At 70.6% G+C, this 23,778-nt stretch carries 19 protein-coding genes and 1 pseudogene; 14 read left to right on the top strand and 6 right to left on the bottom strand.

Annotation, left to right across the window (positions count from 1 at the left end; translation table 11 throughout):
* Positions 1-591, top strand: a pseudogene (locus ACVNF4_RS05065) (DAK2 domain-containing protein); the annotation flags it as partial.
* 49 nt (positions 592-640) lie between these two features.
* Here ACVNF4_RS05065 and ACVNF4_RS05060 read toward each other — a convergent pair.
* Both ACVNF4_RS05060 and ACVNF4_RS05055 read right to left on the bottom strand, forming a co-directional pair.
* Positions 641-3,598 (bottom strand): tetratricopeptide repeat protein, encoded by a 2,958-nt coding sequence (locus ACVNF4_RS05060; RefSeq protein WP_461801431.1) that lies wholly within the window; start codon positions 3,596-3,598, stop codon positions 641-643.
* Positions 3,591-5,423, bottom strand: a complete 1,833-nt coding sequence (locus ACVNF4_RS05055; protein WP_461801430.1) for an HSP90 family protein — start codon at positions 5,421-5,423, stop codon at positions 3,591-3,593. The genes ACVNF4_RS05060 and ACVNF4_RS05055 overlap by 8 nt, the downstream gene beginning before the upstream one ends.
* Before the next feature lie 170 nt (positions 5,424-5,593).
* Between ACVNF4_RS05055 and recG the strand changes: the two genes are divergently transcribed.
* The 8 genes from recG (at position 5,594) to mutM (ending at position 12,800) form a co-directional block, all read left to right on the top strand.
* Complete coding sequence (gene recG, locus ACVNF4_RS05050; protein WP_461801429.1) at positions 5,594-7,795, top strand: ATP-dependent DNA helicase RecG; 2,202 nt, start codon at positions 5,594-5,596, stop codon at positions 7,793-7,795.
* 42 nt (positions 7,796-7,837) lie between these two features.
* Entirely contained in the window at positions 7,838-8,452 is a 615-nt protein-coding gene (gene rsmD, locus ACVNF4_RS05045; RefSeq protein ID WP_461801428.1) for a 16S rRNA (guanine(966)-N(2))-methyltransferase RsmD, read from the top strand.
* Between the two features lie 26 nt (positions 8,453-8,478).
* A complete protein-coding gene (coaD, locus tag ACVNF4_RS05040; protein ID WP_461801433.1) occupies positions 8,479-8,958 on the top strand; it encodes a pantetheine-phosphate adenylyltransferase in 480 nt (159 codons plus the stop codon).
* Between the two features lie 66 nt (positions 8,959-9,024).
* On the top strand, positions 9,025-10,107 hold the full coding sequence (locus tag ACVNF4_RS05035; protein ID WP_461801427.1) for a DivIVA domain-containing protein: 1,083 nt from the start codon (positions 9,025-9,027) through the stop codon (positions 10,105-10,107).
* A gap of 134 nt (positions 10,108-10,241) precedes the next feature.
* Positions 10,242-10,889, top strand: coding sequence for a YceD family protein (locus ACVNF4_RS05030; protein WP_461801426.1), 648 nt, complete (start codon positions 10,242-10,244; stop codon positions 10,887-10,889).
* Between the two features lie 2 nt (positions 10,890-10,891).
* Positions 10,892-11,065 (top strand): 50S ribosomal protein L32, encoded by a 174-nt coding sequence (gene rpmF, locus ACVNF4_RS05025; protein ID WP_015657589.1) that lies wholly within the window; start codon positions 10,892-10,894, stop codon positions 11,063-11,065.
* Between the two features lie 17 nt (positions 11,066-11,082).
* A complete protein-coding gene (gene rnc, locus ACVNF4_RS05020; RefSeq protein ID WP_461801432.1) occupies positions 11,083-11,871 on the top strand; it encodes a ribonuclease III in 789 nt (262 codons plus the stop codon).
* Between the two features lie 68 nt (positions 11,872-11,939).
* Positions 11,940-12,800, top strand: coding sequence for a bifunctional DNA-formamidopyrimidine glycosylase/DNA-(apurinic or apyrimidinic site) lyase (gene mutM / locus ACVNF4_RS05015; protein ID WP_461801425.1), 861 nt, complete (start codon positions 11,940-11,942; stop codon positions 12,798-12,800).
* A 283-nt stretch (positions 12,801-13,083) separates the two neighbouring features.
* Here the strand turns inward: mutM and ACVNF4_RS05010 are convergent, their stop codons facing one another.
* On the bottom strand, positions 13,084-13,482 hold the full coding sequence (locus ACVNF4_RS05010; RefSeq protein ID WP_461801424.1) for a winged helix-turn-helix transcriptional regulator: 399 nt from the start codon (positions 13,480-13,482) through the stop codon (positions 13,084-13,086).
* An 80-nt stretch (positions 13,483-13,562) separates the two neighbouring features.
* A complete protein-coding gene (locus tag ACVNF4_RS05005; RefSeq protein WP_461801423.1) occupies positions 13,563-14,546 on the bottom strand; it encodes a CAP domain-containing protein in 984 nt (327 codons plus the stop codon).
* Positions 14,547-14,683: 137 nt separating this feature from the next.
* Here ACVNF4_RS05005 and ACVNF4_RS05000 point away from each other — a divergent pair, with 137 nt between their 5' ends.
* From ACVNF4_RS05000 to ACVNF4_RS04985, 4 genes are all read left to right on the top strand, one after another.
* On the top strand, positions 14,684-14,965 hold the full coding sequence (locus tag ACVNF4_RS05000) for an acylphosphatase (RefSeq protein ID WP_461801422.1): 282 nt from the start codon (positions 14,684-14,686) through the stop codon (positions 14,963-14,965).
* 367 nt (positions 14,966-15,332) lie between these two features.
* The gene (locus ACVNF4_RS04995) at positions 15,333-15,536 is read left to right on the top strand and encodes a hypothetical protein (RefSeq protein WP_010353869.1); all 204 of its coding nucleotides are present in this window, start codon (positions 15,333-15,335) and stop codon (positions 15,534-15,536) included.
* 202 nt (positions 15,537-15,738) lie between these two features.
* A complete protein-coding gene (gene smc, locus ACVNF4_RS04990; RefSeq protein WP_461801421.1) occupies positions 15,739-19,329 on the top strand; it encodes a chromosome segregation protein SMC in 3,591 nt (1,196 codons plus the stop codon).
* A 206-nt stretch (positions 19,330-19,535) separates the two neighbouring features.
* Positions 19,536-20,951 carry a sugar porter family MFS transporter gene (locus ACVNF4_RS04985; protein ID WP_461801420.1) on the top strand — a complete coding sequence of 472 codons (1,416 nt, stop codon included), beginning with the start codon at positions 19,536-19,538 and terminating at the stop codon, positions 20,949-20,951.
* On the opposite strand, the gene ACVNF4_RS04980 is transcribed toward ACVNF4_RS04985, so the two are convergent.
* Positions 20,864-21,370, bottom strand: a complete 507-nt coding sequence (locus tag ACVNF4_RS04980) for a hypothetical protein (protein WP_461801419.1) — start codon at positions 21,368-21,370, stop codon at positions 20,864-20,866. The two genes, ACVNF4_RS04985 and ACVNF4_RS04980, sit on opposite strands and share 88 nt — an antisense overlap.
* 30 nt (positions 21,371-21,400) lie before the next feature.
* The gene (locus ACVNF4_RS04975) at positions 21,401-22,372 is read right to left on the bottom strand and encodes an LLM class flavin-dependent oxidoreductase (RefSeq protein WP_461801418.1); all 972 of its coding nucleotides are present in this window, start codon (positions 22,370-22,372) and stop codon (positions 21,401-21,403) included.
* A gap of 131 nt (positions 22,373-22,503) precedes the next feature.
* On the opposite strand from ACVNF4_RS04975, the gene ftsY reads away from it, so the two are divergent.
* A complete protein-coding gene (gene ftsY, locus ACVNF4_RS04970; protein WP_461801417.1) occupies positions 22,504-23,682 on the top strand; it encodes a signal recognition particle-docking protein FtsY in 1,179 nt (392 codons plus the stop codon).
* The last annotated feature ends 96 nt before the right edge of the window (positions 23,683-23,778 follow it).

Below are 23,778 nucleotides of genomic sequence, written 5' to 3'. Positions count from 1 at the left end.
ACCGTGCTGGCCAGGCCGGGGGAGCCGCCCGCGAGCGGGGAACTGGTCGAGGCCGTCGGGCGCGCGCACGCGCGTGAGGTGGTCCTGCTGCCCAACGACGCCGACCTGCGCCACACGGCCGCCGCCGCGGCGGAGCAGTCCCGCACGGAGGGCATCCGCGTCGCCCTGATCCCGACCCGCTCGGCGGTCCAGGGCATCGCCGCCCTCGCCGTCCACGAACCCGACCGCCGCTTCGACGAGGACGTCGTCTCCATGACCTCCGCCGCCGGCGCCACCCGCTACGCCGAGGTCACCGTCGCCGAACGCCAGTCCTGGACGATGGCCGGCATCTGCCAGGCCGGCGACGTCCTCGGGCTGGTCGACGGAGACGTCGCCGTCATCGGCACGGACGTCACCGACACGGCCCGCACGGTCCTCGACCGGATGCTCTCGGCGGGCGGCGAACTGGTCACCCTCGTCCTCGGGGACGACGCTCCCGAGGACGTCGCCGGTCAGCTGGAGGCGCGCGTGCGGGAGGCGTACCTGGCGGTCGACACGGTGGTGTACCGGGGTGGCCGCCAGGGCTCCCTGCTGCTCATCGGCGTCGAGTAGAGCTGGGGCAGTCGGAATTAGAGAGTTCAGCTCTCTTTCTGTAGAGAGTTCAGCTCTCTTCCTGCACCCCCTGAAGCAACTGCTCCGCCTCCGTACGCCGGGACGCAACCGTTTCGTCGTCCCCCTCTGCCCTGTACGCCGCCAGCACCCCCCGCGCGCGGGCCGCCGCGTCCTGCGGGCGCCCGAGGTCGGCCTCCAGCCAGCCGGCGGCCAGTTCGGCGGACGTGCGCGCGTGCAGGGCGTCGTCCGCGAGGGCGGCGAAGACGGCGACCGCGTCGGAGATCTGCGCGAGCGCCTCCTCCAGGGCCGCGCGGATCGAGTCGTCGTCCGCGTCCTCCGGCGCCGAACGGGCCAGCAGGTCGCCGAACTGGCGGTGGGTGTGGCCCAGCTCGGAGACCAGCCGGTGCCGGGACTCCGGGTCGTCCGCCGCGTCCAGCGCGTCCGCGCACTCCGTGACCGCCGCCGTCATCAGCTCGCGCGCGCCGGACACGCCGTCGTCGGTGCGCAGCGCCAGCCACGCGCGGGCGCGCAGGGAACGCACCAGGCCGTGGACGTTGCCGAGGTCCCGCCACAGCTCACCGGCGCGCGCGTACGCCTGGTCGGCCTCCGGGAGCAGGTCCGCCTGGCCCAGGGACTCCGCAGCGAGGTGCGCCAGCGTCGCGTGGTCGTGCTGCTCCGGCCAGTGCCGGGCGATCTCGGCCGCCTGGAGACGCCGCTCGGCGGCCTCCCGGTGCTCCCCGAGCTCGCTCAGACAGTCACCGAGCCACCACTTCGTCTGGACGACCGTCCCGTCGCCGTGCGTGTCGGCGGTCAGGTCCGCCAGCGCCGACTCCAGCACCTCCGCGGCCTCCGCCCACCGGCCCTGCCGGACCAGGTGACCGCCCAGCTGGTGCCGGGCCCACGCCCCGAACGTCGGACCCTCACCCGCCTCGTCGGCCCAGTGCGCGGCCTCCAGGGCGTGCTCAGCGGCCTCCTCGGCGTCTCCCCGGCCCCCGACGACCTCCGCGAGCTGGAGGTGCAGCTGCGCCCGTCCCACGGGCTCCAGGACCGGTCCGCCGTGCTCCAGGGCCGCCCGCAGCGCCCGCTCGGCCTGCGTCATGTCGCCCAGGTGGTGCGCCAGCGACGCGAGCCGGGCCTCGTACTCGACCGCGAACCACGGCAGCCCCGCCGCGACGAACTCGGCGGACGCCCGCGCGAACAACTGCGCCGCACCCTCCGGATCGCCGCCCAGCGCCGCCAGCTCCGCCAGCATCGCGTGCGCCTCCGCCACGCGCGCGTGCAACCGGACGTCGTCCCCGGCCCGCCCGCCGACCAGCGCCAGCACCTCCCGCACCGCGGCCTCCGCGACCGAGAACACGTCCTCCCGCGTGTCCGCGTCGCCCTCCTCCTGCTCCGCCGCCCCGTGCGCGCACCGCATCAGGATCCGCGCCCTGCTCATCAGCACCCCGGCCGCCTGCCGCACCCCGGTGCCGCCCTCCGCGTACAGGGCGAGGACCCGGTCGTACGGCTCCTCCACCGCCGCGAGAGCCTCCTCCACGTCACCGGCCAGCGCCCGGACGTACACCCCACGCGCGCGTGCCGCGAGGGACTCGCCGGGGTCGTCCGCCTCCGCGTACCAGTGGGCCGCCTCGTCGAATGACGCGAGCCCCTCCGCGCCCCGGGCCATGCCCTCGTGCTCGGCCAGCTCCGCGCGGTCACGCGGCTCCAGCTCCACGTCCCCGGCCGCCGCAGCCTCACCCACCGCCAGCCACGCCTCCACGGCACGCGGCTGGAGGGTGTCCGACTGCCGGCGGGCCTCCGCCAGGAGCCCCGCGAGATCCGGCTCACCCGACGGCTCCGGCACCCGGGGCGCCGGCACCGGGGAGGCCGCCGACACCACCGGACGCGCTCCGCGCACCCCCAGCGGCAACCGGCCGGCCAGCGGCTCCTGCGCCATCCGCGCCAGGGCCCGCTCCGTCACGTGCGCCGTGCCGTTGTGGGCGTCGAACGAGGCGGCCAACTGGAGCGCCTCCCCGCGCGCGTGGGACGCCAGTTCCGCCGCCGTCCACGTTCCGCCCGCCGGACCCGGCACCCGCTGCCCGCCCACGCCGAGCGCGACCAGGCGGTCCGTCAGCAGGGTGACGACACTCAGGAAGTCCAGCTTGCTGCGCGGATGACCGGCGTCCGTGAAGTACGCCGGCCGCTCCGCCAGCAGCTCCAGCGCCCGCGCCTCGTTCCCGGTGAGCGCGCAGAACTCGACGTGGTCCGCGTACGCGCCCCGCATCGACTCCATGGACCGCACCAGCCGGAACCCCCGCAGGTGGTTCGCCCGCGCCTCCTCCAGCCGCCCCAGGCGCAGCAGCGGCAGCAGGGACGACGCCAGGACGGTGTGCGGCTCGTGCGCGCACACGTACTCGCCGTCCAGGACCGGCGCCCACAGCCGCAGCGCCTCCTCGTCCTGCCCGCACTCCGCACGCCACCAGCCCTGGCCGTGCAGCTCGCACGCGTGGCAGTCGGCCATCTGGTCCCGGTCCGCCGCCAGCCACGCCGTGAACGCCCGCTCCGCGCGCGCCAGGTCGCCCACGTGCGCGGCGACACTGAACTCCGCGCTGCGCACCGCCCGCTCCGAGTGCCCCGCCAGCCGGTAGCGGTGCTCCATCTCGCCGAGCCACTTCTCCACCGACGCGAGCGGGATGTGCGGCTGGTCCAGCATCCCCGCCGACATCCACTTGAAGACCCAGTGCAGCGAGTGCGCCTCGTACTCGTCGAAGTCCTCAGGACGCTCGTCCCACATGCGCAGCAGCCGCGCGAACGGGACGAACATCTTCGCCTTCTCGGAGCTGTAGTTGTAGACCTTCAGCTGATGCCCGAGCGCCTCGATCACCGCCAGCGGCACGTTCAGCTTCTCCGCCTCGGCGAGCAACTGCTCCGCGCGCGCGTTGCGCGCCGGACCCTCCGGCTCCTCACCGTTCTCCGCCATCGCCCGCCGCAGCGAATCGAAGTCCCTGATCTCCCCGAACTCACTCATCCTTGCCGCCCTCACCATGAGTGGCCCACTCCAGCAGACCGATGAACGCCCGGTTCAGCAACGCCGAATCGGCCGGCCTGAGCGGACGCTGCGCCATCAGCAGCGCCTGCCCGTACAACGACTCCGTCGCCGTGCCGATCAGCTCCGCGTCCTTCAGGGAACTGATCCGCCGGACCAGCGGGTTCAGATGGTTCAGCACCAGCCGCGCGCGCGGCGCACCACCCCGCAACGACCCCAGGATGCCCGCCCACAGGTCGTCCGCCTGCGACTCCGCGTCCGCGCGCGCCTGCTCGTGCCGCGCCTGACGGTCGTCCAGATGCAGCGCCGGCACCGACAGCGGATGGAACGCCCTCAGCACCACGTCGCACCCCAGGGGGTCCAGCTTCGCGCGCGCCGCCGTCAGGAATGCCGACAGCGCCAGCTCCTCCGCCGTGTCCACGGCGTCCAGATGAGCCGTCACCGTGTCCGCGTCCAGCTCCGCGACCGACGTGCCCGCACGCACCGACGGCAACGCCTCCACCAGCTCGCTGTCGTACGTGTAACCGCCGTTGATCACACCGATGCCCTGCGCCGAGGCGATCGGGGCGACCTGGCGGTACTCCTCGACCGTCCGCGTGAAGTGCACCACCGGGTGGCGCTGCGCGAACTCCTCCAGCGACAGCCGGCCGTCCGTCGTCTCGAACGGCAGCCACGGCAGCATCGTCCGCAGCATCTCCGGATCGTGCCGCGCCAGGGACTTCACGCCCAGGTGATGCACCGCCAAAAACGCCGCCAGCCGCTCCGGGTCGCCCGCCGCGAGACCCGTCAGCCACGCCCTGATCCGCTCCCCGAGCGCCTCCCGGACGGCCGCCAGCGTCTCGTCCTCGTACAGCGACTCGCGCGACGCCGTGGGCCGCAGGGAGTCCGTGTCCAGGACACAGCGCACGAAGAATGCCCAGTCCGGCAGGAGCTGTTCGGCGCGCTCCGTGAGCAGCATGCCCTTCAGGTGCACCCGGTGCGTCGCCCGCTGCGCCGGGGACACCGCCGCCGGCAGCACGTACGCCACACCCCGGATGCCCGCCAGCGGCACCGACAGCTCGATCGAGTCCAGCGGCGTGAACCCGAACAGCGCGTGACAGTGCCGCGCCAGCGCCACCCGGCGGTTCGCGGGGGAGGGGTACGGGCGGTCCCAGGGCGCCGGCAGGTCCGTCACCGCCTCCTCGCCCACCCGCACGTCGTACGGCAGCAGCGAGCCGAAGTCCTTCGCCAGCGCCAGGACCCGCGCCTGAGCCAGCCACTCGGCCGCGCCCGCGCGCGCCTGGAGGTACACCGTCGTCCCCGGCTCGGGACGCGCCTCGTCCGGGAGCGTGCGCACGGAGTACGAGCCGTCGTCGCGCGCCGTCCACTCCACCGGACGCGCCTGCGGCGTGCGCGCGCTCCGGGAGACCACGCGGATCCGCTCGGCGACCACGAAACAGGCCAGCAGACCGATCCCGAACTGGCCCAGGAAGTCCGAACGCGTCTCCTGGAGGCCCTCGGCACGCTTGGAGCTGCGGCCGATCGTCGCCAGCAGACTGTGCACGTCGGACTCGGTCAGCCCGATGCCGGAGTCCTCCACCCGAAGCTGAGTGCCGTCCGTGAACAGCCGCACGCGCGCCGGGGCCCCGGGATCCTCCGCCTGCCGGGCGGTGATCGCGTCCACGGCGTTCTGGAGCAGCTCGCGGAGGTAGACCCTGGGACTGGAGTAGAGGTGATGGGAGAGCAGGTCCACCAGACCACGCAGGTCGACCTGGAACGTGTGAGGTGACTGGGATGCCTGGGATGACTGTGAGGTCTGGGAGTCCATCGTCGCAGCGCCGGTGGGGGGACGTGCTTCGGCGCGGGGTCGGGCGGTCCCGGAATGGGGAGGTGACCGCGGAAGGGATGGCGTGAGGCGCGACATACTAGGGCCCAAGCGACGCGTCTGACCAGGGGTTTCAAGACACGTGTCGGGCATTGTCAGTGGCGTGGTGTGCAATGGATCTCGTGCCCGCACTGGAAGAACCACTCAAAAAAGTGCTCGGCCCCGCCACCGCGAAGGTGATGGCCGAGAACCTCGGCCTGCACACGGTCGGCGACCTCCTGCACCACTATCCGCGCAGATACGAGGAGCGCGGCCAGCTCACGCACCTCGCGGACCTCCCGATGGACGAACACGTGACGGTCGTCGCGATGGTCGCGGACGCCCGCCTGCACACGTTCGCTTCCTCCAAAGCCCCCCGCGGCAAGGGCCAGCGACTGGAAGTCACCATCACCGACGGCAGCGGGCGCCTCCAGCTCGTCTTCTTCGGCAACGGCGTGCACAAACCCCACAAGGAACTCCTCCCCGGCACCCGCGCGATGTTCTCCGGCAAGGTCTCCGTCTTCAACCGCCGCCTCCAGCTCGCCCACCCCGCCTACCAGCTCCTCAAGACCACCGACGCCGACGACGAGTCGGTGGAAACCTGGGCGGGCACCCTGATCCCCCTCTACCCGGCCACGGCCAAACTGGAGTCCTGGAAGCTCGCCAAGGCGATCCAGACGATCCTCCCGCTGGCCCAGGAAGCCCTCGACCCCCTCCCGCCCACCCTCCGCGAAGGCCGCGCCCTCCTCCCCCTCCCCGAAGCCCTCCTCAAGATCCACCGCCCCCACACCAAAGCCGACGTCGCCGACGCCCGCGCCCGCCTCAAATGGGACGAGGCCTTCGTCCTCCAAGTCGCCCTCGCCCGCCGCCGCCACGCCGACACCCTCCTCCCCGCCGTCCCCCGCGTCCCCTCCCCCGACGGCCTCCTCACCGCCTTCGACGACCGCCTCCCCTTCACCCTCACCGACGGCCAGCAGAAGGTCTCCCGCGAAATCTTCGACGACCTCGCGACGAGCCATCCGATGCACCGGCTGCTTCAGGGGGAGGTCGGCAGCGGAAAGACGCTGGTCGCCCTGCGCGCCATGCTCGCCGTCGTCGACGCGGGTGGGCAGGCCGCGATGCTCGCGCCCACCGAGGTGCTGGCGCAGCAGCATCACCGGTCGGTCGTGGAGATGATGGGGGATCTGGCCGAGGGCGGGATGCTGGGCGGGTCGGAGAGGGCGACGAAGGTGGTCGTGCTCACCGGGTCGATGGGGATGGCCGCGCGGAGGCAGGCGCTGCTGGATCTGGTGACCGGGGAAGCCGGGATCGTCATCGGGACGCACGCGCTGATCGAGGACAAGGTGCAGTTCCATGATCTGGGGCTGGTCGTGGTCGATGAGCAGCACCGGTTCGGGGTGGAGCAGCGGGACGCGCTGCGGGGGAAGGGGAAGCAGCCGCCGCATCTGCTGGTGATGACGGCCACGCCCATCCCGAGGACCGTCGCGATGACCGTCTTCGGTGATCTGGAGACGTCCGTGCTCGACCAGCTTCCGGCGGGCCGCTCCCCGATCGCCACGCATGTCGTGCCGGCCGCCGACAAACCCCACTTCCTCACGCGCGCCTGGGAACGCGTCCGCGAGGAGGTCGGCAAGGGGCATCAGGCGTACGTCGTGTGCCCCCGCATCGGGGACGAGGAGGACGCCAAGAAGGCCAAGAAGGAGACACCGGACGGCGAGAAGCGGCCCCCGCTGGCGGTGCTGGACGTCGCCGACCAGCTCTCCAAGGGGCCGCTCCACGGGATCCAGGTGGAGGTGCTGCACGGCCGTATGCACCCCGACGACAAGGACGCGGTGATGCGGAGGTTCGCGGCCGGCGAGACCCACGTCCTCGTCGCCACCACCGTCATCGAGGTCGGCGTCAACGTCCCCAACGCCACCGCCATGGTCATCATGGACGCCGACCGCTTCGGCGTCTCCCAGCTCCACCAGTTGAGGGGCCGGGTCGGGCGAGGCTCTGCCGCCGGGCTCTGTCTCCTCGTCACCGAGATGCCGGAGGCCAGCCCAGCCCGCCAGCGGCTCACAGCCGTCGCCTCCACACTGGACGGCTTCGAGCTGTCCCGCATCGACCTGGAACAGCGCAGAGAGGGCGACGTGCTCGGCCAGGCCCAGTCGGGGGCCCGCTCCTCGCTGCGGGTCCTGGAGGTCATCGAGGACGAGGAGGTCATCGCGCAGGCCAGGGACGAGGCGACCCGGCTGGTGGGGGAGAACCCGGAACTGGAGGGGCTGCCGGGGCTGCGGACGGCGCTGGACGCGCTGCTGGACGACGAGCGGGAGCAGTACTTGGAGAAGGGCTGAGCCACACTGGACCCGCACCCGTCCCCGACCAAGGACCTCAAGATGACTCGCGTGATCGCCGGCACCGCCGGCGGACGTCGACTGGCCGTCCCCCCAGGCACCGGTACCCGCCCCACCTCCGACCGGGCACGCGAAGCCCTCATGTCCACCTGGGAGTCCCTGCTCGCCGGTCCCTTCACGGACGAACGCGTCCTCGACCTCTACGCGGGCTCGGGCGCCGTCGGCCTGGAGGCCCTCTCCCGGGGCGCGGCCCACACCCTCCTGGTGGAGACCGACCCCAAAGCCGTCAAGTCCATCCGCGAGAACGTCAGGAACCTCGCCCTCCCCGGCGCCGAGGTCAGACAGGGCAAGGCCGAACAGATCGTCCAGGCACCCCCCGCCACCCCGTACGACATCGTCTTCCTCGACCCCCCGTACGCCGTCACAGATCACGATCTTCGCGAGATCCTCCTCACACTCCGCACGGAACGCTGGCTCGCACCCGACGCGATCGTCACCGTGGAACGCAGCACCAGAGGCGGAGAGTTCCACTGGCCGGAGGGGTTCGAGCCGGTCAAGGCCCGTCGCTACGGCGAAGGGACGTTTTGGTACGGTCGCGCCGCCACGGGCGACGACACCGCCACGGGCGCCAACGCCACGTGCGAAGACGCACGATGACCGGACCGGAGAGCGAGGGACCACCAGTGCGCCGCGCCGTCTGCCCCGGGTCGTTCGACCCCATCACCAACGGACACCTCGACATCATCTCCCGCGCCTCCCGCCTTTACGACGAGGTGTACGTCGCGGTGATGATCAACAAGGCGAAGAACGGCCTCTTCGAGGTCGAGGAGCGGATCGACCTGATCCGCCAGGTCACCGCCGAGTACGGCAACGTCCGCGTGGAGTCCTTCCACGGCCTGCTGGTCGACTTCTGCAAACAGCGGGACATCCCGGCGATCGTCAAGGGCCTCAGAGCGGTCAGCGACTTCGACTACGAGTTGCAGATGGCCCAGATGAACAACGGCCTCACCGGCGTCGAGACCCTGTTCGTGCCCACCAACCCGACCTACAGCTTCCTGTCCTCCTCGCTCGTCAAGGAGGTCGCGAACTGGGGCGGTGACATCGCGCACCTCGTGCCGCCGGTCGTCCTGGAAGCGCTCAACGAGCGCCTGCGCAAGGACTGATGGGGCGTCGGAGGCTACAGTCGCCTTGTCCGTCTCCAACACAGCGGTAGAGAGTGGCGAGCCTAGGTGGACGTACAGAAGAAGCTGGACGAGATCGTCGCCGCGGTGTCCGGTGCGAGGTCGATGCCCATGTCGGCCTCGTGCGTGGTCAACCGCGCCGACCTGCTCGCCCTGCTGGAGGAGGTCCGGGCCGCGCTGCCCGACTCCCTCGCCCAGGCCCAGGAGCTGATCGGCGACCGTGACCAGATGGTCGAGCAGGCCCGCCAGGAGGCGGACCGGATCATCACCACCGCGCACGCCGAGCGCGGCTCGCTGATCTCCGGCACGGAGGTCGCCCGCCGCTCCCAGGCCGAGGCCGACCGCATCCTTACGGAGGCCCGCCAGGAGGCCGACGAGGTCCGCGCCGAGGCCGACGAGTACGTCGACTCCAAGCTCGCCAACTTCGAGGTCGTCCTCACCAAGACCCTCGGTTCGGTCGGCCGGGGCCGCGAGAAGCTCCTCGGCACGGGCCCCGGCCTGGACGAGAACGGCTACGAGGACGAGGACGCCCCCGAGCGCAGCCACGACCCCGAGACCCTCCGCAAGGACGCCGACAGCTACGTCGACGCCAAGCTGGGCGCCTTCGAGGCGGTCCTCGCCAAGACGCTGGAGGCCGTCGGCCGGGGCCGCGACAAACTGCACGGCCGGATCGCCAGCGACGACCTCAGCGCCCTCGCCGACGACAACACGACCTACCAGCACTCCTCCGACGCCGACTACCTCGCCGACCTCGCGGCCCTCTCCGACCGTGAGGAGTCCTCCCGGACCGGCTCGACCCCGATCCCGGCCCAGGCCACGGCGTCCGCCGGGCAGCCCGTCGTCCAGGGCTACGACCAGCAGCCCGCCTACGGCTACCAGGACGGCTACGGCGGCTACGACCAGCCGTACGCGCAGCCGGACCCGTACGGCTACCAGCAGGCCGACCCGTACGCGGCGAGCGCCTACCAGGGGTACGACGGTCAGCAGCAGGCGTACGAGGCGCAGGTCCAGCAGCCTCAGCAGCAAGCCCAGCCCCAGCAGTCGTACGCCCTCGACGAGACGAGCCTCTTCGACACCGGCATGATCACGCCGGAGCAGTTGCGGGCCTACGAACAGGGACGAGGGCTCTAGCCGGGACCCCGATTGGGCTATGGGAGAAAGCTCCAGTATCCTGGCTCTTCGGTCGCGTGCACGTCCGCGATCACCGCTGCCCCGAAGCACCGCTGGGCGGCGTCCCTCCAGTTCGGAAGAGATCAGAAACAGGAATGGCCGCGAACGCCCGCCTCGACCACCGCAACCCCCTCGTGTTCGACACGCACGAGCTGGGCCGGCGTCCTGGCGCGCTCAAGCGCCTGACCCGTGAGATCGACGCCCCCAAGGATCTCGGGATCCAAGGAGTCGTCGGGGTGCCGGAAGGCGCCCCCCTCGAACTGGAACTCCGCCTGGAGTCCGTCATGGAAGGGGTGCTTGTCACAGGCACCGCCCGTGCACAGGCCGAAGGGGAGTGCGTAAGGTGTCTGGAGCCGGTCGAGTTCGATCTCGACGCGGAGTTCCAGGAGATGTTCTCGTACCCCGACGCCGATGAGCGGGGCCGCCCGAAACAGGCGGAACCCGACGACGACGCCGAGGACGACGAGGACACGCTCTTCATCGAGGACGGCCTGTTCGACCTCGAACCCGTGCTGCGGGACGCGGTGGTGCTCGCACTGCCGATGCAGCCGGTGTGCCGGGAAGACTGCCAGGGCCTGTGCTCCGAGTGCGGAGTGCGGCTCGCGGACGACCCCGGTCACCACCACGACGCCGTCGACATCCGTTGGGCGGCATTGCAGGAACTCTCGGGTTCGCTCGAATCCGACGAGAAGGACAAGATCAGCGGCGCTGAAACCGGCGTCGACGAGAAGCAGGAGAAGTAGCCGTGGCTGTTCCGAAGCGGAAGATGTCGCGCAGCAACACGCGCCACCGCCGGTCGCAGTGGAAGGCTGCGGTCACCCCCCTGGTTGCGTGCGAGCGCTGCCACGAGCCCAAGCAGCAGCACATCGCGTGCCCGTCTTGCGGCACCTACAACAAGCGCCAGGTCCTCGAAGTCTGAGGCTGGTGAGAGGCACTGTGTCCACGCCGAAGAAAAACTCTGCGGACAACACGGCCTCGTCCCACACGCTTCTGGAAGGGCGGCTCGGCTATCAGCTGGAGTCCGCCCTTCTGGTGCGTGCGCTGACGCACCGTTCCTACGCGTACGAGAACGGCGGTCTGCCGACGAACGAGCGGCTGGAGTTCCTCGGGGACTCCGTGCTCGGTCTCGTCGTCACCGACACGCTGTACACCACCCACCCCGACCTGCCCGAAGGCCAACTGGCCAAGCTGCGGGCCGCGGTGGTCAACTCACGCGCACTGGCGGAAGTCGGCCGCGGCCTCGACCTCGGCTCCTTCATCCGGCTCGGCCGGGGTGAAGAGGGCACGGGCGGCCGGGACAAGGCGTCCATCCTCGCCGACACCCTCGAAGCGGTGATCGGCGCGGTCTATCTCGACCAGGGCCTCGACGCGGCCTCCGAACTGGTTCACCGCCTGTTCGACCCGCTCATCGAGAAGTCCTCGAACCTCGGTGCCGGCCTGGACTGGAAGACCAGCCTCCAGGAGCTCACCGCGACCGAAGGGCTCGGAGTCCCCGAGTACCTGGTCACGGAGACCGGTCCCGACCACGAGAAGACCTTCACTGCTGCCGCCCGCGTCGGAGGCGTCTCGTACGGCACCGGCACCGGCCGCAGCAAGAAGGAGGCGGAGCAGCAAGCCGCCGAGTCCGCGTGGCGTGCGATTCGCGCCGCCGCGGACGAACGGATCAAACAGGAAGAGGCGGCGGCCGAGGAGGCCGCCACCGACGCCGAGTCCGCCTCCGCGTAAGAGAACAGCCGACCGAGCGCCCGCCCCCTCGCCGGGGCCGGGCGCTCGGCTCACATCCGGGGAGTGCCATGCCCGAGTTGCCCGAGGTCGAGGTCGTCCGGCGGGGTCTGGAACGGTGGGTGGCCGGGCGTACGGTCGCCGACGCGGAGGTGCTCCACGCGAGAGCCGTCCGCCGTCATCTCGCCGGCGCGGACGACTTCGCGCACCGGCTGAAGGGCCACCGCATCGGCACACCCTCCCGGCGCGGCAAATACCTGTGGCTGCCCCTCGCGGACAGCGGCCAGGCGATCCTCGCGCACCTCGGCATGAGCGGCCAGCTCCTTGTCCAGCCCCCGGACACCGCCGACGAGAAGCACCTGCGCATCAGGGTCCGTTTCGCGGACGAGGTCGAGACGGAACTCCGTTTCGTGGACCAGCGCACCTTCGGCGGTCTCTCCCTCCACGACACGACGGACGACGGCCTCCCGGACGTCATCGGCCACATCGCCCGCGACCCGCTGGACCCCCTCTTCGACGACGAGGCGTTCCACCAGGCCCTCCGACGCAAGCGCACCACCATCAAACGCGCTCTGCTGGACCAGTCCCTGATCAGCGGCGTCGGCAACATCTACGCGGACGAGGCGCTCTGGCGCTCCCGCCTCCACTACGACCGCCCCACCCCTGGCTTCACCCGCCCCCGCACCACCGAACTCCTCGGCCACGTCCGCGACGTCATGAACGCCGCCCTCTCCGTCGGCGGCACCAGCTTCGACAGCCTCTACGTCAACGTCAACGGCGAATCCGGCTACTTCGACCGCTCCCTCGACGCGTACGGCCGCGAGGGCGAACCGTGCAACCGCTGCGGGACGCCGATGGCCCGGCGGGCCTGGATGAACCGGTCGAGCTACTTCTGCCCGAGGTGCCAGCGGGCGCCGCGGGTCGCGGGGTAGGGGCGCGAGGTCGTGCGGGGGCGTCGACGGGGCTTGCCGGTCGGCGGGTGCGGGTGCGTCGTGGTTGTTCGCGCCCACGCGGTGGTGCCGTCGCGGCGTGCTGGTGTGTCGGTGCGCGCGGGCGCGTCCCGCGAGGTGGGGTAGGCGATCATGCGCTTCGCCCTCCGGTGTCCGGCTCGCGATGATCTCCCCGTCGGCGCGGCACACGAAGTGGCTCGGCTGGTCGAAGTACCCGGCGTGACCTGCGAGTTCCGGTCCGTTGATCGGCCGCGTCCACGGTGTCTCAGCGGTCGCCGTGTGTCTCGTCGTACCGGACACGCGCCGTCATGACCTCGTCCATGTGGCCCTCGACGAGGGTGATGAGGGAGAGGAGGCGGGCGGCGACCTGGTGGCCGAGGGGGGTGAGTTCGTAGTCGACGCGTGGGGGGTTGGTGGGCTGGGCCTCGCGGTGGACCAGGCCGTCGCGTTCCAGGGCGTGGAGGGTCTGGGAGAGCATCTTCTCGCTGACGCCGTCCACGCGGCGGCGGAGTTCGTTGAAGCGCAGGGAGCCTTCGTGGAGGGCGCCGAGGGTCAGTCCGCCCCAGCGGCCGGTGACGTGTTCGAGGGTGGTCCGGGAGGGACAGGCTCGGGCGAACACGTTGAACGGCAGCTCCTCGATGGGAGTCTCCTGGGCGCTGGTCATAGGAAAAGGGTAAGGGACATCAGCGCTTACCGACAGGTTGCACTTTCTCAGGGTTAGCGCACTTTCCTGTGTGCGCGTCGTCAGTAGCCGAAGTCCTGCGTCCACCACGGCCCGCCCGAACCGAAGTGCACCCCCACGCCCAGCGTCTTGAAGTCGCAGTTCAGGATGTTCGCCTTGTGGCCGGGGCTGTTCATCCACGCCTCCATCACGGCGGCGGGATCGCCCTGCCCGCGGGCTATGTTCTCGCCCGCGAGATCGCTGATCCCGGCTGCGGCGGCCCGGTCCCAGGGGGACTTGCCGTCGGGGTCGGTGTGGTCGAAGAACCCGCGCGCGGCCATGTCCTCGCTGAACTTCCGGGCGAGCTCGGCGAGAGCGCTGTTCGCGGAGAGCGCGCTGCAACCGACCTTCGCCCGCTCCTCGTTGACCAGCACGAGCACCTGGGCGGCAGCCTGAAGCTCCGACGAGACGGCGGCCGACGCCTTGGAGCTGTCGGGTTGCCGCGCGGCCGGCGCCTCAGGGGCGGCCGACTTCTTCGCGGGAGCGGGAGCAGGGGCGGAAGCTTCCTCCACCGGCGCCTCGGACGGACTGGCGGAAGGTTTCGCCTCAGCCACCTTCTTCTCCGCCGCCCGCTTCTCCTTCTCCGGAGAGGGCGACGCCGACGGCACGGACGCCCCCGGCACCGCACCCCCCTGCTCGGAAGCCGCGTTGGTCGGCGAGTCCGAGACCTGGGCCCGCCCTCCGGAGGCGTCCGAGGAGCTGCCCCCGCCGAGCCGGTAGCTCTCCAGCCCCGGAACGACCCCCGACGTCACGGCGACCGCCCCGAGCGCGACCGCCACGGACACCCCGAGCAACCCGGCCCGCACACTCTTCCGCCTGCCGCTTTGACGACGCCGGCGCGGACCGTCGGCATCGGTGCCCCCGTCCGCCCCCGTTCCGTACAGGTACTCGGCGCTGCGCGCGTTGGCGTCGGCGTACGCCTCCGAGAGCGGAGTGCCCATGCCCTGGACGTGGCTCGCGGCACCCTCCGCAGGGGTCTCGGCGCCTGAGCGTCGGTGGCGTCCCATGTCCGGCCTTCCTCGTCCTGCGGCGTACCCGTCCCTGAATCACTCGAACGGGTGCGTTTCGTCCGGGTGGGGACGGTACCCCATGACGCCAGGGGAGGAAGTGTCCTGCGCTACATCGGGCCGGTTAGGTTGCCTCTATGAGTGAGGATGCACGACTGGTCGCCTGGGTCCGAGGACACGTACAGGGCGTGGGATTCCGCTGGTTCACGCGGGCCAAGGCGCTGGAGATCGGAGGGCTGAGTGGTTTTGCTCTCAATTTGGCCGACGGGCGCGTACAAGTCGTCGCCGAGGGGACCCGTGGTGACTGCGAAGGGCTGCTCGACTGGCTGACAGGCGACGACACGCCCGGCCGCGTGGACGGCGTCACCGAGATTTGGGACACACCACGAGGCGGGTACGACGGCTTCGCGATCCGGTGACGCCGGGCGCCCCGGGGGGCCGTCAGGAGGGGCGGCGTCGGGGGCGTCGGAGAGAAAGAAGCAGGTGGTTGCCAAGAAGGGCGCGCTCTGGCAGGCTCCCCGTTCAACTGTGACCGTCACACCCTCCGGCCGCGCGAGGCCCGCGCCGCCGTTCCCCGCCGCCGTGCGGATCCCGCGGAGCGCTCCGCACGGCGTGTGATCGTGTTGACCGTCAAACTTTTTGGTGAGACTCTGAGGGAACCCCGCGCACCTAGCTGTTTGGCATGGATGAACGGCAGCAACAACAGATCCTGCCCAGAGGTCGGGTGCGAATCCCTCACGACCCACACCGTCTCGGTCGGTCACTCAGTGTGGAGGACCATCCATCATGGCAAAGGCGCTTCTCGGTTACGTCGGCGGTTCCGACCCGCGACTCCTCGCCGAGATGCGACGGCTCCAGCAGCGCGTCCAGGATCTGGAATCCGAACTCGGCCGTATCCAGGCCGAGAACGACGCTCTGACGGCTGCCGCTTCTCACGACAGGCTCATGGAGAGCATCGACGCACACCAGCCGGAGCCCGCGTTCACCTGATCGCTGCTGCACCGCTCTACGGCACCGCTTTGAGTTGTCAAGATCTGCAAGGGACGCTTCGGCGTCCCTTCTTTTCTTTCCCCCGCCTGCGCCCTGCCCCTTCTCTTTAACGTGTGGTGTGCCCGGCGCGTTCACCCGCGAAACCGCGAGGCCGCCCGGCGTTCACCGACCGGTGCGAACCCGGCGGGTAGAGTCCGACGGCGTGCACCTCAAGGCCCTGACCCTCCGTGGGTTCAAATCGTTCGCCTCCGCGACCACCCTCCGGTTCGAACCGGGGATCACCTGCGTCGTGGGGCCCAACGGGTCGGGAAAGTCGAACGTCGTCGACGCCCTCACCTGGGTCATGGGTGAGCACAGCGCGAAATCCCTGCGCGGCGGCAAGATGGAGGACGTCATCTTCGCCGGCACCACCGGGCGCCCTCCGCTCGGTCGCGCCGAGGTGTCCCTCACCATCGACAACTCCGACGGCGCCCTGCCCATCGAGTACGCCGAGGTCACGATCACCCGGATCATGTTCCGGGGCGGCTCCAGCGAGTACCAGATCAACGGCGACACCTGCCGGCTCCTCGACATCCAGGACCTGTTGAGCGACTCCGGCATCGGCCGCGAGATGCACGTCATCGTCGGCCAGGGCCAGCTGGACTCCGTCCTGCACGCCGACCCCATGGGCCGCCGCGCGTTCATCGAGGAGGCGGCGGGCGTCCTCAAGCACCGCAAGCGCAAGGAGAAGGCGCTGCGCAAGCTCGACGCGATGCAGGCCAACCTCTCCCGCGTCCAGGACCTCACCGACGAACTCCGCCGCCAGCTCAAGCCGCTCGGCCGACAGGCCGCCGTCGCCCGCCGTGCCGCCGTCATCCAGGCCGACCTGCGTGACGCCCGCCTGCGCCTCCTCGCCGACGACCTGGTCCGCCTCCGCGCGGCCCTCCAGACGGAGATCGCCGACGAGGCGGCACTCAAGGAACGCAAGGACGCGGCCGAACAGGACCTCAAGAAGGCCCTCCAGCGCGAGGCCCACCTCGAAGACGAGGTCCGCCGCCTCACCCCGCGCCTCCAGCGCGCGCAAGCGACCTGGCACGAACTCTCCCAGCTCGCCGAACGCGTCCGGGGCACCATCTCCCTCGCCGACGCCCGCGTGAAGAGCGCCACCTCCGCACCCCCCGAGGAACGCCGGGGTCGCGACCCCGAGGACCTCGAACGGGAAGCGGCCCGAGTCCGTGAACAGGAAGCGGAACTGGAGGCCGCCCTCGAAGCCGCCGAACGCGCCCTCGAAGACACCGTCTCCCACCGAGCCGACCTCGAACGCGAGTTGGCCACCGAAGAGCGCCGCCTCAAAGACGCCGCCCGCACCATCGCCGACCACCGCGAACACCTCGCCCGCCTCACCGGCCAGGTCAACGCGGCCCGCTCCCGCGCCACTTCGGCCCAGTCCGAGATCGACCGCCTGACCGCGGCCCGCGACGAGGCCCAGGAGAGGGCGGTCACGGCCCAGGAGGAGTACGAGGCGCTGAAGGCGGAGGTGGACGGACTCGATGCGGACGACGCGGAGTTGGCCGAGGCGCATGCAGTGGCGAAACGCGAACTCTCCGAGGCAGAGGCCGCGTTGAGCGCGGCGCGCGAGGCGACGACCACGGCGGAGCGTGAACGGGCGGCGACGAAGGCGAGGCACGAGGCGTTGTCGCTGGGGCTTCGCCGCAAGGACGGCACGGGGATAGTGCTGGCGGCGAAGGACCGGCTGACAGGTGTACTGGGCCCGGCGGCAGAGCTGTTGACGATCAGGCCGGGGTACGAGATCGCGTTGGCAGCGGCGTTCGGGGCGGCGGCGGACGCGGTGGCGGTGAGCAGTCCGGGGGCGGCGGCGGAGGCGATCAGGCTGCTGCGCAAGCAGGACGGAGGCAGGGCAACTTTTCTACTGACGGGAGGTGAGGTTTTTAGGGGCGCGGGGCTGTGTTCGATCTGCGGCTACCGCCGCGTGGGCGCGACCAGCCACGACGATCCCGCACCCGCCGGACTGCCTATTGCGACCGAGTTCGTCCGCGCACCCTCCCACCTCCTCCCTGCAATCCACCACCTCCTCCACAACACCGCCGTAGTGGACACCCTCGACCAAGCCGAACAACTCATCCGCACCCACCCTCACTTGACCGCAGTCACCACCGAAGGCGACCTCCTCTCAGCCCACCTCGCCCACGGCGGCTCCGCCGGCGCCCCCAGCCTCCTCGAAGTCCAGGCGTCGGTGGACGAAGCCGCAGCGGAGCTGGAGGAACTGGCCGCAAGCTGCGAGGAGTTGGCGGAACAACAAGCCACCGCAAAGCAACACCGCGCAGAATGTGCCGAGTTGCTGGAAAGCCTGACCGACCGCAGACGAGCCGCCGACAAGGAGAAATCCACCGTCGCCCAACAACTCGGCCGCCTCGCAGGCCAGTCGAGAGGCGCAGCAGGTGAAGCGGAAAGAGCCACAGCGGCAGCCGTCCGAGCACAGGACGCCCTCGAAAAGGCCCTGGAAGAAGTCGAGATCCTAGCCGAACGCCTCGCCGTCACCGAGGAGTCCCCGGTCGAGGAGGAACCCGACACCTCCACCCGCGACCGCCTCGCCGCGGACGGCGCGAACGCACGCCAGACGGAGATGGAGGCCCGCCTCCAGGCCCGCACCCACGAGGAACGCGTCAAGGCCCTCGCAGGCAGGGCGGATTCGCTGGACCGCGCGGCGAAAGCGGAGCGTGACGCGAGGTCGAGGGCGGAACAACGGCAACGCCGTCTGAAGTACGAGGCGGAGGTGGCCGGCGCCATCGCGCAGGGTGCGCGCCAACTCCTCGCCCACGTGGAGGAGTCGGTCCGCACGGCGGAAGCCGAACGCGCCGAGGCTGAGGCCGAAAAAGCCGTGAGGGAACAGGAGTTGGCGGCGGAACGCACTGTCGGCCGGGACCTCAAGGGCGAGTTGGACAAGCTGACCGACTCGGTGCACAAGGGTGAGGTGCTCGGCGCCGAGAAGCGGATGCGGATCGAGCAGGTCGAGACGAAGGCGCTGGAGGAACTCGGCGTCGAACCGGAGGGCCTCGTCACGGAGTACGGCCCGCACCAGCTCGTCCCGCCGTCACCCCCGGCGGAGGGGGAGGAGCCGCAGGAGGATCCCCAGCCGGTGCCGTTCGTCCGCGCCGAGCAGGAGAAGCGGCTGAAGGCGGCCGAACGGGCGTACCAGCAGCTCGGAAAGGTGAACCCGCTGGCGCTTGAGGAGTTCGCGGCGCTGGAGGAACGGCACAAGTTCCTCAGCGAGCAGCTTGAAGACCTGAAGAAGACGCGCACGGATCTCCTCCAGGTCGTGAAGGAGGTCGACGAGCGGGTCGAGCAGGTCTTCAGCGAGGCGTACCGGGATACCGCGCGGGAGTTCGAGGGGGTGTTCGGGCGGCTCTTCCCGGGCGGTGAGGGGCGGCTGATCCTGACGGACCCCGACAACATGCTGACGACCGGGGTGGATGTCGAGGCGCGTCCGCCGGGGAAGAAGGTGAAGCGGCTGTCGCTGCTGTCGGGCGGGGAACGGTCGCTGACGGCCGTCGCGCTGCTGGTGTCGATCTTCAAGGCGCGGCCGAGCCCGTTCTACGTGATGGACGAGGTGGAGGCGGCCCTCGACGACACGAACCTCCAGCGGCTGATCCGGATCATGCAGGAGCTTCAGGAGTCGTCGCAGCTGATCGTCATCACGCACCAGAAGCGGACGATGGAGGTCGCCGACGCGCTGTACGGGGTGTCGATGCAGGGGGACGGGGTGTCGAAGGTGATCTCGCAGCGGCTGCGATGAGTCTTCAAGACTTGAACACACTCCTCGCGCATTCCCCGTAGTCAGTGCCTGCTTTCTCACATCACCCCACCTTGGAACTTCAGAACTTGAAGGCATAGCCTCTGGGGCGTTGCTTTTCCCTTCAGGTGGTGGGCGGCGGCGTGCTGTGCGCCACTGGAAGGGCTGACTGAGGCCGGCAGCGTTGCCGGAGGCCCGAGGAGTTGATCGTGACCAGCACAGCGCAGGGAACAAAGGCGGGAGCCCCGGCTCATCCCGACCATCTCGGGCACGTCATCTTCATCGCCGCTGCCGCCGCGATGGGCGGCTTCCTCTTCGGGTACGACAGCTCCGTCATCAACGGCGCCGTCGAGGCGATCCGGGACCGCTACGACATCGGCTCCGCCGCGCTCGCACAGGTCATCGCCATCGCGCTGATCGGCTGTGCGATCGGGGCGGCGACCGCGGGGCGGATCGCCGACCGGATCGGCCGTATCCGGTGCATGCAGATCTCCGCCGTGCTGTTCACCGTCTCCGCCGTCGGGTCCGCGCTGCCGTTCGCGCTGTGGGACCTCGCGCTGTGGCGGGTCGTCGGCGGGTTCGCCATCGGGATGGCGTCCGTCATCGGCCCCGCCTACATCGCCGAGGTCGCACCGCCCGCGTACCGGGGACGCCTCGGCTCCTTCCAGCAGGCCGCGATCGTCATCGGCATCGCGATCTCGCAGCTCGTCAACTGGGGGCTGCTGAACGCGGCCGGCGGTGACCAGCGCGGGAAGCTGATGGGCATCGAGGCGTGGCAGGTCATGCTGGGTGTGATGGTCGTACCGGCGGTGCTGTACGGGCTGCTGTCCTTCGCGATCCCCGAGTCGCCGCGGTTCCTGCTGTCCGTGGGCAAGCGGGAGCGGGCGCGGGAGATCCTCGCGGAGGTCGAGGGGGAGAGCGCGGATCTGGACGCGCGGGTCGCCGAGATCGAGCACGCGATGAGCAGTGAGCACAAGTCGACGTTCAAGGACCTGCTCGGCGGGGGCTTCTTCTTCAAGCCGATCGTCTGGATCGGCATCGGCCTCTCCGTCTTCCAGCAGTTCGTCGGCATCAACGTCGCGTTCTACTACTCCTCGACGCTGTGGCAGTCCGTGGGTGTCGACCCGACCGACTCGTTCTTCTACTCCTTCACGACGTCGATCATCAACATCGTCGGCACGGTCATCGCGATGATCTTCGTCGACCGGGTGGGCCGCAAGCCCCTCGCCCTCATCGGCTCCATCGGCATGGTGATCGGCCTGGCGCTGGAGGCCTGGGCCTTCTCCTACGACCTCGTCGACGGCAAGCTCCCCACCGCCCAGGGCTGGACGGCCCTCGTCGCCGCCCACATCTTCGTCCTCTTCTTCGCCCTGTCCTGGGGTGTCGTCGTCTGGGTCTTCCTCGGCGAGATGTTCCCCAACCGCATCCGTGCAGCCGCACTCGGCGTGGCCGCCTCCGCGCAGTGGATCGCCAACTGGGCCATCACCGCGAGCTTCCCGTCCCTGGCCGACTGGAACCTCTCGGCCACCTACATCATCTACACGGTCTTCGCCGCCCTCTCCATCCCCTTCGTCCTCCGGTACGTCAAGGAGACCAAGGGCAAGTCCCTGGAGGAAATGGGCTGACCGCCCCCCCCGAGCCCGGGGAGAGGGACCCAATCCCCGCTGTCCCTCTCCCCGAACACGTCCGCCGCTCCCGGTCCGCCGGGGGCGGCGGTTCTGTGTCCGGGACGACTCACCAGATGACGACCCCACCGCCGATCTCCTGACCGGTGCTCCTCCAGCCCCCTGGGCCGTTCGGTGTTGGTGGCGGCCAGATCGAGATGCTCCCGCAGCAGCAGGACCTCGCGCAGGAGCTCCGATACGTCCGCGGCCTCCACGTACAGATCGCCGTCGGCCAGCACGGGGAAGAGGCGCGCGCCCAGGGACCGTACGGTCGCCGAACCCCACACCGTGGCGTGCCGGCTCTCGAAGCCGGCCGGCACGCCGAGGATGCGGCGCTCGCCGGTCTCGTCCCGCATGAATACGTCTACGCAGAGGCTCATGGGCCGCACATTCAAACACCGGTGCCACCCTCAAGCCCCGGCCTCCGGCAACACCCGCTCCGTGAACAGCCGCAGGCTCCGCCACCCCTCCTCCACAGGCATGCCGCCGGCCAAGGGGTGGAGGACGAGGTTGTCGAGGCCCTGGGTGAGGCAGTCGTCCGGGGTGAGGATGCGGTAGATGCCCTCTGCGCGGAGGTCGTCGACCGTTGTCGCGGCGGAGCGGACCACCGAGTGGATGCCGGTCGACTGCCAGGAGGCGTACGTGCGGGCCTCGTGGAGGAAGTGGTGGCCGTAGGCGGACCAGGTGGCGTCGGGGTTCTCCGAGAGGTGGAGGAGGGGGGTCTCGGCGGGGGGCATCAGGGTCCAGCCGTCGGTGCCGTACTCCGTCAGGCGTTCCTTGTAGTAGGTCTCCAGGTGGGGGAGGTGGGCGCTGGGGAAGAACGGGAGGCCGAGGCGGGCGGCTCGGCGGGCGGCGGCTTCCGAAGAACCGCCGACCAGGAGGAGCGGGTGGGGGGACGTCGCAGGGCGCGGGGTGACGCGTACCGTGCGGCCCCGGTACGTGAACTCCTCGCCCGTCCACGCCTTCAGGAGGGTCTCCAGCAACTCGTCCTGGAGACGGCCCCGCCGCTCCCACGGGACACCCGCCCGGTCGTACTCCGCACGCCGGTAGCCGATGCCGACGACCGTCATGAGGCGCCCGGCGCTCAGGAGGTCGAGGACGGCGATGTCCTCGGCGAGGCGCAGCGGGTCGTGAAGGGGGCCGATGGCGGCCGAGACGGTCACCGCGAGGCGCTGCGTCGCCCCCAGCACTGCCCCCGCGAACGTGAACGGCGACGGCAGCCAGTTGTTCTCGGCGCCGTGGTGCTCCTCGGTCTGCACGGTCGTCACCCCGTGCGCGTCGGCATGGACGGCCATCCGCAGGGCCGCCTGATAGCGGGCCGCCAGCTCGGCGGGGGTGGCACCCGGCGCGGCCAGGTTGAAGCGGAGCACGGAGACGGGCATGGCGGACCCCTTCGTCGCCTACGGCAGTGGGGACGGGACCATAGCTGACAGGACGTCAGGTAACCAGGGGTACGGCACGGCGGTGCCGGGGACCGTGCGGGACGGGAGAGGTCACGCATACTGGACGGGTTATGGAAACCGTCATCCTTGTAGTCATCATCGCCGTCGTCCTGCTCGGTGCGATCGGCGGGCTCGTGGTCGGGGGGCGGCGCAAGAAGTCGCTGCCCGCTCCGCCGCCGTCCGTCACGCCCGACCTGACCGCGCCGCCGGCCGAACCGCACGTCGGGGACGAGGCCGAGACGCCGCGCGACGAAGAGCGGCGCACCATAGAGGAAGTCGACCTGCCGGTCGCCGAGGAGCCCGCCGCTCCCGCGATCGAGGTCCCCGAGCCCACCGCAGGCCGCCTCGTCCGCCTCCGCGCCCGGCTCTCCCGCTCCCAGAACGCCCTCGGCAAGGGGCTGCTCACGCTGCTGTCGCGCGAGCACCTCGACGACGACACGTGGGACGAGATCGAGGAGATCCTGCTCACCGCCGACGTCGGTGTCATGCCGACCCAGGAACTCGTCGACGGACTCCGCGAGCGCGTGAAGGTGCTCGGCACCCGGACGCCGGACGAGCTGCGCGGGCTGCTGCGCGAGGAACTGCTCAAGCTGGTCGGCACGGACGTGGACCGCGCGGTCCGGACCGAGCCGGAGGGACGCAAGCCGGGTGTCGTCATGGTCGTCGGGGTCAACGGGACCGGGAAGACGACGACGACGGGGAAGCTGGCGCGAGTGCTCGTCGCCGACGGGCGGACCGTCGTGCTCGGGGCTGCGGATACGTTTCGTGCCGCCGCCGCCGATCAGTTGCAGACGTGGGGGGAGCGGGTCGGGGCGTACACCGTGCGCGGGCCCGAGGGGGGTGACCCTGCCTCCATCGCCTTCGACGCGGTGAAGGAGGGCAAGGAGATGGGGGTCGACGTCGTCCTCATCGACACCGCCGGGCGGCTGCACACCAAGACCGGGCTCATGGATGAGCTGGGGAAGGTCAAGCGGGTCGTCGAGAAGCAGGCGCCGCTCGATGAGGTGCTGCTCGTTCTCGACGCGACCACTGGGCAGAACGGGCTCGTTCAGGCCCGGGTGTTCGCCGAGGTCGTCGACATCACGGGCATCGTGCTGACGAAGCTGGACGGGACCGCCAAGGGCGGGATCGTGGTGGCGGTGCAGCGGGAGCTGGGGGTGCCGGTGAAGTTGATCGGGCTGGGGGAGGGGGCGGACGATCTGGCGCCGTTCGAGCCTGAGGCGTTCGTCGATGCGCTTATCGGGGACTAGGGGTGCCTACTGGGGTGCCGGGTTCTGTCGTTCGGCGGCTGCGGGTGCGTTGTGGTCGCTCGCGCCCACGCGGCGGAAGCCGCAAATTGAACACAG

Source organism: Streptomyces sp. S6 (genome assembly GCF_054880855.1).
This window is presented reverse-complemented; position numbering and strand designations above follow the sequence as displayed.

What these genes read in the sequence shown, in the direction of transcription:
- rsmD (WP_461801428.1), top strand. Translation starts at nt 7,838, where the DNA reads ATGACTCGCGTGATCGCCGGCACCGCCGGCGGACGTCGACTGGCCGTC.
- ACVNF4_RS05010 (WP_461801424.1), bottom strand. Translation starts at nt 13,482, where the DNA reads ATGACCAGCGCCCAGGAGACTCCCATCGAGGAGCTGCCGTTCAACGTG.
- ACVNF4_RS05000 (WP_461801422.1), top strand. Translation starts at nt 14,684, where the DNA reads ATGAGTGAGGATGCACGACTGGTCGCCTGGGTCCGAGGACACGTACAG.
- ACVNF4_RS04975 (WP_461801418.1), bottom strand. Translation starts at nt 22,372, where the DNA reads ATGCCCGTCTCCGTGCTCCGCTTCAACCTGGCCGCGCCGGGTGCCACC.
- recG (WP_461801429.1), top strand. Translation starts at nt 5,594, where the DNA reads ATGGATCTCGTGCCCGCACTGGAAGAACCACTCAAAAAAGTGCTCGGC.
- ACVNF4_RS05055 (WP_461801430.1), bottom strand. Translation starts at nt 5,423, where the DNA reads ATGGACTCCCAGACCTCACAGTCATCCCAGGCATCCCAGTCACCTCAC.
- ftsY (WP_461801417.1), top strand. Translation starts at nt 22,504, where the DNA reads ATGGAAACCGTCATCCTTGTAGTCATCATCGCCGTCGTCCTGCTCGGT.
- ACVNF4_RS05030 (WP_461801426.1), top strand. Translation starts at nt 10,242, where the DNA reads ATGGCCGCGAACGCCCGCCTCGACCACCGCAACCCCCTCGTGTTCGAC.
- ACVNF4_RS04995 (WP_010353869.1), top strand. Translation starts at nt 15,333, where the DNA reads ATGGCAAAGGCGCTTCTCGGTTACGTCGGCGGTTCCGACCCGCGACTC.
- ACVNF4_RS04980 (WP_461801419.1), bottom strand. Translation starts at nt 21,370, where the DNA reads ATGAGCCTCTGCGTAGACGTATTCATGCGGGACGAGACCGGCGAGCGC.
- mutM (WP_461801425.1), top strand. Translation starts at nt 11,940, where the DNA reads ATGCCCGAGTTGCCCGAGGTCGAGGTCGTCCGGCGGGGTCTGGAACGG.
- ACVNF4_RS05060 (WP_461801431.1), bottom strand. Translation starts at nt 3,598, where the DNA reads ATGAGTGAGTTCGGGGAGATCAGGGACTTCGATTCGCTGCGGCGGGCG.
- ACVNF4_RS05005 (WP_461801423.1), bottom strand. Translation starts at nt 14,546, where the DNA reads ATGGGACGCCACCGACGCTCAGGCGCCGAGACCCCTGCGGAGGGTGCC.